9 protein-coding genes and 1 rRNA gene (1 of these 10 running past the window's edge) are annotated in these 9,155 nt (G+C 33.5%); 4 read left to right on the plus strand and 6 right to left on the minus strand.

Annotated features, from left to right (window positions below; translation table 11 throughout):
• Positions 1-888: ribosomal RNA gene (locus PTA89_RS08820) — 16S ribosomal RNA — on the minus strand (it extends 674 nt beyond the left edge of the window).
• Positions 889-1,741: 853 nt separating this feature from the next.
• Between PTA89_RS08820 and PTA89_RS08825 the strand changes: the two genes are divergently transcribed.
• The 3 genes from PTA89_RS08825 to PTA89_RS08835 all read left to right on the plus strand — a co-directional run bounded on the left by PTA89_RS08825 (position 1,742) and on the right by PTA89_RS08835 (position 3,578).
• Positions 1,742-2,098 (plus strand): iron-sulfur cluster biosynthesis family protein, encoded by a 357-nt coding sequence (locus PTA89_RS08825; protein ID WP_081533315.1) that lies wholly within the window; start codon positions 1,742-1,744, stop codon positions 2,096-2,098.
• 142 nt (positions 2,099-2,240) lie between these two features.
• Positions 2,241-3,041, plus strand: a complete 801-nt coding sequence (locus PTA89_RS08830; RefSeq protein WP_003701400.1) for a polysaccharide deacetylase family protein — start codon at positions 2,241-2,243, stop codon at positions 3,039-3,041.
• 27 nt (positions 3,042-3,068) lie between these two features.
• Positions 3,069-3,578, plus strand: a complete 510-nt coding sequence (locus PTA89_RS08835) for a hypothetical protein (protein WP_160993978.1) — start codon at positions 3,069-3,071, stop codon at positions 3,576-3,578.
• Positions 3,579-3,668: 90 nt separating this feature from the next.
• On the opposite strand, the gene PTA89_RS08840 is transcribed toward PTA89_RS08835, so the two are convergent.
• On the minus strand, positions 3,669-4,547 hold the full coding sequence (locus PTA89_RS08840) for a LysR family transcriptional regulator (RefSeq protein WP_160993979.1): 879 nt from the start codon (positions 4,545-4,547) through the stop codon (positions 3,669-3,671).
• A 108-nt stretch (positions 4,548-4,655) separates the two neighbouring features.
• Between PTA89_RS08840 and PTA89_RS08845 the strand changes: the two genes are divergently transcribed.
• Positions 4,656-5,678 (plus strand): YeiH family protein, encoded by a 1,023-nt coding sequence (locus PTA89_RS08845; RefSeq protein ID WP_003701403.1) that lies wholly within the window; start codon positions 4,656-4,658, stop codon positions 5,676-5,678.
• A 77-nt stretch (positions 5,679-5,755) separates the two neighbouring features.
• Here the strand turns inward: PTA89_RS08845 and PTA89_RS08850 are convergent, their stop codons facing one another.
• The 4 genes from PTA89_RS08850 to rpmH all read right to left on the minus strand — a co-directional run bounded on the left by PTA89_RS08850 (position 5,756) and on the right by rpmH (position 8,649).
• A complete protein-coding gene (locus PTA89_RS08850; protein ID WP_003701408.1) occupies positions 5,756-7,003 on the minus strand; it encodes a NupC/NupG family nucleoside CNT transporter in 1,248 nt (415 codons plus the stop codon).
• 251 nt (positions 7,004-7,254) lie between these two features.
• Positions 7,255-8,094, minus strand: coding sequence for a YidC/Oxa1 family membrane protein insertase (locus PTA89_RS08855; protein WP_003705633.1), 840 nt, complete (start codon positions 8,092-8,094; stop codon positions 7,255-7,257).
• A gap of 21 nt (positions 8,095-8,115) precedes the next feature.
• Positions 8,116-8,457 carry a ribonuclease P protein component gene (gene rnpA / locus PTA89_RS08860; RefSeq protein WP_003701410.1) on the minus strand — a complete coding sequence of 114 codons (342 nt, stop codon included), beginning with the start codon at positions 8,455-8,457 and terminating at the stop codon, positions 8,116-8,118.
• Positions 8,458-8,514: 57 nt separating this feature from the next.
• Positions 8,515-8,649, minus strand: a complete 135-nt coding sequence (gene rpmH, locus PTA89_RS08865) for a 50S ribosomal protein L34 (protein WP_003701411.1) — start codon at positions 8,647-8,649, stop codon at positions 8,515-8,517.
• Positions 8,650-9,155 lie beyond the last annotated feature (506 nt).

Here is a 9,155-nt window from a genome sequence, read left to right on the forward strand (position 1 = left end):
CGTTAGCTGCGGCACTGAAGGGCGGAAACCCTCCAACACCTAGCATTCATCGTTTACGGCGTGGACTACCAGGGTATCTAATCCTGTTTGCTACCCACGCTTTCGAACCTCAGCGTCAGTTACAGACCAGAGAGCCGCTTTCGCCACTGGTGTTCTTCCATATATCTACGCATTTCACCGCTACACATGGAGTTCCACTCTCCTCTTCTGCACTCAAGTCTTCCAGTTTCCAATGCACTACTCCGGTTAAGCCGAAGGCTTTCACATCAGACTTAAAAGACCGCCTGCGTTCCCTTTACGCCCAATAAATCCGGACAACGCTTGCCACCTACGTATTACCGCGGCTGCTGGCACGTAGTTAGCCGTGACTTGCTGGTTAGATACCGTCATCGAATGAATAGTTACTCTCACTCGTGTTCTTCTCTAACAACAGAGTTTTACGATCCGAAGACCTTCTTCACTCACGCGGCGTTGCTCCATCAGACTTGCGTCCATTGTGGAAGATTCCCTACTGCTGCCTCCCGTAGGAGTTTGGGCCGTGTCTCAGTCCCAATGTGGCCGATCAACCTCTCAGTTCGGCTACGTATCATCACCTTGGTAGGCCGTTACCCCACCAACTAGTTAATACGCCGCGGGTCCATCTAAAAGCGATAGCAGAACCATCTTTCATCTAAGGATCATGCGATCCTTAGAGATATACGGTATTAGCACCTGTTTCCAAGTGTTATCCCCTTCTTTTAGGCAGGTTACCCACGTGTTACTCACCCGTCCGCCACTCAACTTCTTACGGTGAATGTAAGCATTCGGTGTAAGAAAGTTTCGTTCGACTTGCATGTATTAGGCACGCCGCCAGCGTTCGTCCTGAGCCAGGATCAAACTCTCATTTTAAAGTTTGTGACTCATTATTTTTACTAGCGAATTGACTTCGCAAATGTTTTTGCTTCTTTATAGAAGCCCTGCACATTTGTTTCATCGAAACTTTGTTTAGTTTTCAAAGATCTACTCATCAGCTATCAACAACTGACAACTTTTATATTATATCAAGTCATCATATGTTTGTCAACAACTTTTTTGTTTTTTCTTATCTCTCATATTGCCACATCATTTAATGTAGCAATACATGACACGTATTACTATACACTTTTTTTAAATCTCCGTCAAGCAATAATTTTGCGATTATTTAATAAAAAAACCTCATAGTCATCAACTATGAGGAAAAAAGGAGTTTAATATGTTTAGTATCAATTATTAGGGGAAATAATCAATACTTTTAAATCTCAAAAATATTTCAGGGGGAGATATCAACTAACTATTAACTAGTTGATACTCATATCATATATTTCATTTATGAAGAAATTGTGAAGAAAAAATTCAATATTTCTTACAAATCGTTCTTCACTTTCCTCTCTTTATCCAAATAAAAAACCTCCACATTACAATATGGAGGTAAAAGGAGTTAGTTACATACATCATTCAGGGGGATGCATGTTAATTTCGTTTACTTTCGGGGGAGAAGAGTAAATGAAAGATTAATATAGAAAATCTATATTGCTATTAGGTTATGCTCTTATACTACTGTTTATTTTTGAATAATATATGAAAATTCCGTTTAAAAATTGTTTTCTTTCTTCTATAAATTATATAACTAATTATATTGCAAGCAATATAATTGATTTATCCCAACTTTTGAGTATCATTAAAGATATAGATAGTAAATCATTTTATCTAGGGGGTTACATTTATGAAAATAACAGTTACTGATGATGCAGCAAAAAAATTACAACGTTATACAGATGATCCTAACGCAGTTTTATTGCTTGATTTTGATGATGGTGTTGGTGCCCTATCAAAAGTTGGAGTTTGCTCTTTAAATAGTGACTTTAGAATTTTAGTTGTGTCTAAAGATATGGACTATAAAAAAGATTATAATGAAGTAATTGATTCCAATATTGGAAAATTCTACTATAAAGGTTACTCCAAAATGTATATGGATGATAATATGAAAATTTCTTTGAATACTAACAATTCTCTTCTTCGTTTGACTGGAGATAATTCTGGCGAACTTATGCCCGCATTAAGTATTCAAGATTTCAGATAATAATATACTTTCTAACTGCTTTATCTTTTAAGATTCAGCAGTTTTTTTGTTGGAAAAATTACTATACATATTAATCTATGTTGCAAATGTCCTCTGATTAAACTAAACTTAAAGTAAAAAATAGAAATATAGGTATCGGTTAATGAAAAAATTATTTTTAATAGTATTTACAGCTTTTTTTGTCGTGCTTTCATTTTTAAATATTCCAGTAGTATCTGCTAGTTCTTCTCATCATCGCAAAGCACATACTCATTGGAAAAAAGTAACAGCTCCTGTTAGTTTCCCAATCTTGATGTATCATAGCATCGCAAATATCCCGGGAAATAGTTTATGCCTACCTCCCGAACAATTTGAACATCAGATGGAATTATTACATAAGGAAGGATATTACACCCTTACTCCTAATGAAGCATATCGTGTTCTAACAAGGCAAGAGGTACCAGTTGGTAAAGAAAATAAAATTGTTTTTATTACTTTTGATGATGGTTATGAAAATAATTATTCTTCGGCTTATCCTATTCTAAAGAAGCTTTCTTTACATGCAACAATTGGTATGATTACCGACAAGATTAATACACCTGATATGCTTTCAACTAACGAATTAAAGAAATTACGTAAAGAAAAATTGGTCAGTATTGCTAGTCACACCGTTTCACATACTGAACTCAATACTTTAAATACTGAGCAACAATTAGTAGAAATGGCTAACTCTCGTGGGCTACTCAATCGTTCTCTAAAACAAAATACCATTTTACTTATATATCCTGTTGGTAGATATACTCCAGCCTCACCTTTCATCGCTCAACGTGCTGGATATAAATTTGCACTTACTACTAAACCTGGATTAGCAAATGCCAGTCAAGGTTTATACGAACTTCATCGTCAACGTGTCATTCCTAATATGTCTGATGAAAGTTTTAACCAATTGTTATCAGGAAATTAACTTACTATATTATAAGGAGGTTTTACCATGAGAAAAAAATTATTTCTTATACCACTTTTTATATCTTTATTTTTATTAGGGGCTTGTAGCAACAATTCAACTTCTCAAAACTCTGAATCTAGCAATAGTTCTAGTTCTGTCAAGACTTCTAAATTAGTAAAAAGTTCTAGTCAAAAAAAATCTAGTTCAAATAAGTCTAGTAGCAGCAGTTCACAATCTTCTAGCTCTAGCAGCGAAGTAGCAAGTGATTCTTCAAACGTAATCCCTTCAAGTTCTGTTTCTGCTTCAAGTCAATCACAAGATGTTACTACAGATAACAATTCTGTTTTAACTTCATTTTTAAACGCTTCAGGTGTTCAACTTGGAAATGGTGATATTGCTTTTATAACTGGGGAAAATAATGGTATGTATGAAATTGAAATTCGTACTCAATCTCCTGGTAGTACTGCGGTTGCTAATCTAAAGGGAATTTATCATTATAATCCTACTACTGGTTCTATTCAAAAAATGGATCCTACAACAGGCGTCTTTAACTAATTTTCTTTTTAATATGATAATTAGCGACAAATTCAAGCTACCGAAAAACTTGAATTTGTCGCTAATTTATTTCCATAATTGCTTTTATTATTACTTTAAGATTTCCTTCACTACTTGTATTTCTTCTTTTAATTGATCATTTCCTTTTAGCCACACTAATGAGATAGGATGAGCCACTTCCATATTTTTTATCTTTATCTTCTGAATAATTCTATCATCCAACTCATCTGTTAATAAACATTGATAACAGAATCCTATCCCTACTCCATCTAATAGCATTCTTCTAAATAAACTTAAACTCCCAATTTGGTATTCTTGTTTAAAATCTATTGGACTTAAATTTCTCATACCCAATATTTGTCTTGTTATTTCTAACGAACCTGACCCTTGTTCTCGATAAATTAATGGATAATTTATTAGTTCCCGTAAATCATATTCTTTATTTGCTTCTATACCTAATTCCCTTTTTCCTACTGCAATAAATGGTTCATTTCTAATGATTACTTTATCATAGTCATCTTGCTTAAAATTACCCTCAATCAATGCAAAATCTATTTTTCCATTATTAAGAGCTTCTAAACATTGTTGAGTATTAAAAGTTTGACACACAATTTTCTTACTTCTCTGACTTCTATAGTAATCAACAATTTTCCATGCATCATTATTACTAAGTGAAAATGTTGTTGCAAAATTCAATGGGCTACTTTGCTTATCAGATAATTTCATTTTTATTTTTATATTTTTTGTTTGTACTTTCACTGATTCTGCAAATTTCAATAATTCTTTTCCCTCAGTTGTTAAAAATAATTTCCTCTTTTCATAGTTAAATAGCTTTACTCCAAATTCTTCTTCCAATTGTCTAATTTGTTGAGACACTGCTGGTTGACTTATAAACAAACTTTCTGCCGCTTTGGTATATGACTTTAGATGGGCTACCATCATAAACGTTTCAATTTTATTATCTAACATTTTATTCTCCATAATTTATACTTATGATAACATAGTAATTCATTATTTAATTTTATCAAAGGTTTTTGGTACATTTATTATAGAAAATATTTACAAAGAGGTGTTTATATGACTATATTTAAAAAACGTGCATTTTGGCTCGCTGCTCTTCTTACTTTTATTTGCTCTGTCCTAGGTAGTTTTTTAGCAAAACTTCCTTACCTTAGTTTAATTGGAGCTTTAGTTCTTTCATTATTGTTAGGAATTGCATTCCAATCATTTCCTCAAACTATTAATAAAGCTTCCTCTGGAATAGGTTTTATTTCTAATAAATTTCTCCGTTTAGGGATTATCCTATTAGGATTCAAGCTTAATCTCATAACTTTAGCTAATGCAGGAATAAAAACCATTATTCTTTCAATTATTGTCGTAAGTGGTATGATTACTCTCACTTATTACCTCTGTAAAAAATTTGGTGCTGAATCTGAATTGGCTATCCTAACTGCGTGTGGTTGTGGAATTTGTGGTGCAGCTGCTGTAATGGGTGTTTCCCCTCAAATAGAAACTACTAATGAAGAAAGAAAACGTGAAAATGAAGTTTTAGCTGTTGCAGTTGTCTGCGTAATGGGTACTGTATTTACTTTGATTGAAATTTTTCTAAAACCATTTATCGGATTAGATGCCAGCCAATTTGGTATTATGGCGGGTGGATCACTTCATGAAATTGCTCATGCTGTAGCTACTGGTGGTGCTGGTGGTGCAATCAGTCTTCAAAATGCAATTATTATGAAATTATCCCGTGTCCTACTTCTTGCTCCTGTAGCACTTCTAGTAGGTCTTTGGTATCGTAAAAAAATGGCTGCAAATACCCTTAATACTAAAACTACTAATTCTAAATTACCTATCCCTTGGTTTTTAGGTGGTTTCATCTTAACTAGCATTATTGGTACATTTGTTCCATTCATCGCACCTTATCTCGATAGCCTTGTTCAAATCGCTTATCTCTTTTTAGGTATGGCTATGGCTGCATTAGGCATGTCTGTAAACTTTAAAGTTATCTTCAAGCGTGGTAAAAGTGTATTTTCAGCTGCTGCAATTAGCTCTACTGTTTTATTAATTTTTATGATAATTGCTGCTAAAGCCTTATTTTAAGTTGATTACGAACACATAATAAAAAAGCATTATGAGAAATCTCATAATGCTTTTTTCATACTAAAGATTGTTACATCCTACCAAACGAACAGACCAACCATAGCAGCAGAAAGGAGTGATACTAGAATACCGGAAACTAACATATAACCAACATTCTTAGAAATTAAATCATTCTTTTCTTTATTTACAATACCCTTAAAGCATCCAATAATCATACCAATAGTTGAGAAGTTAGCAAAGGATGTTAAAAATACTGTTAACATTGCTCGATAATGAGGATTAAATGCGTGTGTACTAATTGTGCCTGTAACCTTACCCATTACAACAAATTCATTTGTTACCAACTTCATACCCATGTATTGAGCAAATTGGAAAGAGTCTTGAACATTCAAACCTGTTAACCATGCAAATGGGAACATTACAATTCCTAAAATGTGTTCTAAAGATAACCATGGATTAATATATCCTAAAAGCTTATCAATTAATGCAGCTAAAGCAACAAAAGCAATAACGTTAGCAGCAATGATTAATACCAAACGACCAGCACCTAAGATAGAATCACCTAAGAATGAGAAGAATGGTTCTTTTACTGCATTACCTTCAGCATCAACATCGCCTACTTCAGTTTCAGCAGCTGCTGATCCCTTCATTGTAGCAACTGTATCTTCTTCTTTAGTTACTGTTACTGGATTCAACATAGATGTCACAATCAAAGCATTAATAACGTTAACTGGAACAGCAGTTAAAATATAACTACCTGGCATCATTTGAGTATATGCACCAATAATTGAAGCAGTAACACAACTCATAGACATCATAGCCAAAGTTAAGTTACGTTCAGCCTTCATTTGCTTTAATTGCAAACTTGAAATAGCCAAAGCTTCTGTGTTACCTAAAAACATCATTTCAATAGCAAAGAAAGATTCAAATTTAGGTTGACCTGTCAACCAAGAAAGTCCTCTTCCTATCCACTTAATAACCCAAGGTAAAATACCAATATATGTCAAGATATCGAATAAAGGAACGATCATCAAAATTGGTAGAAGTACAGAAACAAACCAGTCCATTTGCTTAACTTTAACCATACTAGGAACCGCAAATTCGATACCTACATAGGCAACTTTCATTAATTCATTAAATCCAGCTGCAGCTCCATCAACAATTGCACGTCCGATTGAAAAGCTTGTTAAGAACCATGCCAAAAATAAGTTAAATAATACCATTACAGCGATGGCACGCCAATTAATTTGCTTACGATCCTTAGATAAAAGCCACCCAATCGCTAAAAAGACAAGTACACCAACAATATTTATCGCTAGATACACGATTTTTCCTCCTTGAATAAGTACGTATTAAATTTTCAGTGTTTTCATTTATGCTAACAATCTTTACATAAAATTAAACATTTCAAGTATACATGATTTCATTTGTTCTTTGCAATCTTTTATTGAAACTTAATTTTTTTAACATGTTAATAATTAAAAAATAAACTTATCCACATAAGTATATTTGAGATATTATATTTTTATTCACAAAAAAAGTATCCATCGTACTCGCGATGGATACTTTTATAATGCTATTTACGTTTACTCTTATAGGCCTTACGCTTAGCTTTAGCCAATTTACGTTGGCGAGCCTTCTCTTTACGTTCTTTTTCTTCACGTTCCTTTCTAATTTTGAAAGGATTATTGATAAGTAACGTTTGTCCTGCTGAAAACAAATTAGTAATTACCCAATATAAAGAAAGTGCAGCAGGAACATTTAATGCAAATACAAAAATCATAATCGGCATAGACCATGTCATTACCGTTGTTATTGTATTTTGTTCAGGTTGCGCCATTGAGTTCAATTTAGAAGTTAGCCAAGTAAAAATTGCAGCTAAAATTGGTAAGATATAATATGGGTCTTTATCTCCCAACTGCATCCAAAAGAATGTACCTGACTTCAAAACATCTGATCTAAAAATAGCTTGGTACAAAGCAAACAAAATTGGCATCTGTACAATTAAAGGAAGCATACTTGCAAAAGGATTAATTCCAGCTTCAGAATATAATTTTTGCTGTTCCTTAGCCAACATTTGTCTTGATTCCATATCTTTTCCAGGATATTTTTCTTGCAATGCTTTTAATTTGGGTTGCAATTCCATCGTTTGACGCATACTCTTCATTTGATAAATCATTAGCGGCAAGATGATGATACGAACAATAATTGTAAAAATTACAATTCCCCAGCCATAGCTATTTCCAAAAATATGACTTAATCCTTGAATAGCACGAATGAAATTCCACACAATATAATGATCCCAAAATCCCGTGCTACTAGCATCTACCTTAGTGGTTGGAGTACACCCTGACAATACAACTACCATCAGAACTAGTGAACTCAGCAGAACTAAACTGCGTTTTAACTTTTTCACTGTATATGTACCTCTCTTACGTCATTCTCCTAATACTTTGGCTAATTTCAAAACATGCTTTAGATGTTCCTTTACTTCAGCCATTGACATATAAGCAACAGTTGGTCGTGCAATCACAAGAAAATCGCAATCCTGCTTCAACTGAGGCTTCAATTCAGTTAAACTTTGGCGAATACGACGCTTTACCCAATTGCGAGCTACCGCATTTCCAATTTTTTTACCAACTGAAATTCCTACTCGAAAATGCTTTTGATCAGGCTTTTCTAGCATGTAAACCACAAATTGGCGGTTAGCACAAGACTGTCCTTGAGTAAAGACTGTTTGAAATTCCGCTTCTTTTTTGACGCGATATGACTTTCTCATAATTAAATCTCCATGAAAAGTCTACATAAGAAAAAAGACCACTGACGGTCCAGTGGCCTATGCAGACAATACTTTTCTACCTTTACGGCGTCTACGTGCTAACACATTACGACCGTTACTTGTACTCATACGTTTACGAAAACCATGTACACGTTGACGATGGCGTTTCTTTGGTTGGTAAGTTCTCTTCATTGATATACACCTCCTCAATACCCTTACTTAACAATGATACTGATTACTTTACTAAAAAGTAGTTAAAATGTCAAGCTCAGACTTACTTATTAATGTTATCATACTTTCTACTAAAAAAAAAGTAGCATTTAAATAATGAAACATCTAATTATCCACAAAATCTATAGTTACACGTTAATTTATTGTGATTCTTCAAAAAATTTCTTTCTAACAATCACAGAGTTTTTCATAGAAAAATTGTAATTCAACACCCTGTTAATAACTTTATCCACAAACACAACCTTCGTTGTTCATAACTAGTATAGTTCTTTATTTTCCAAAGTGTTCCCTTTGTTATTTTCTGTGGATAACGTGTAAATAATGTACAATTTTGGTCTCTCCATTTGCACTTGTGGATATCTATATTCACCTGTTGTTAATAAAAAAGTTTATTATTTTCACCTGTGGAAAACTTCTTTTAAAAATGCTAAAATATATTCACAATATTTAAAAAAGGAGGCTTACCT

The organism is Ligilactobacillus salivarius, from assembly GCF_035231985.1.
Taxonomy (GTDB): domain Bacteria; phylum Bacillota; class Bacilli; order Lactobacillales; family Lactobacillaceae; genus Ligilactobacillus; species Ligilactobacillus salivarius.